General features: G+C 47.8%; 1 pseudogene. It reads right to left on the reverse strand.

The annotated features are described in order from the left end of the window. A pseudogene (locus tag FK268_RS26210) lies at positions 1-454 on the reverse strand (transketolase); the annotation flags it as partial.

A 454-nucleotide genomic window follows, 5' to 3' on the forward strand; every position in this document is an offset into this window, starting at 1 on the left:
TCAGCTTTTAAGCCATCAGCCCAAGCGACTAATGTTTCAACAGCATCACAAGGGCGCCAGACATAGAGGTTAGGGATGAGACGTAATGATTCAACATGCTCTACCGGCTGATGCGTTGGACCATCTTCTCCAAGACCGATGGAGTCGTGCGTCATAATATAGACAACTCGTTGCTCCATGAGAGCACTCATCCGGATAGCATTACGAGCATAGTCGGAGAAGACGAGGAAGGTTGCACCATAAGGGATAAATCCGCCATAGAGCGCTAAACCGTTCATGATCGCCGCCATTCCAAATTCACGTACTCCGAAGCGGATATAGTTTCCTTCACCGGTTGTGATATCGAGATCTCGGCTTCCTTTGAAGAAGGTATTGTTAGAAGGTGTTAAGTCTGCAGAACCACCGACAATCTCGGCAAGATTTGTCGCTAAGAGGTCGAGTGCATTTTTGCTTG

Origin of the sequence: Tsukamurella sputi (assembly GCF_007858445.1) — a bacterium.
Taxonomy (GTDB): Bacteria; Actinomycetota; Actinomycetes; order Mycobacteriales; family Mycobacteriaceae; genus Tsukamurella; species Tsukamurella sputi.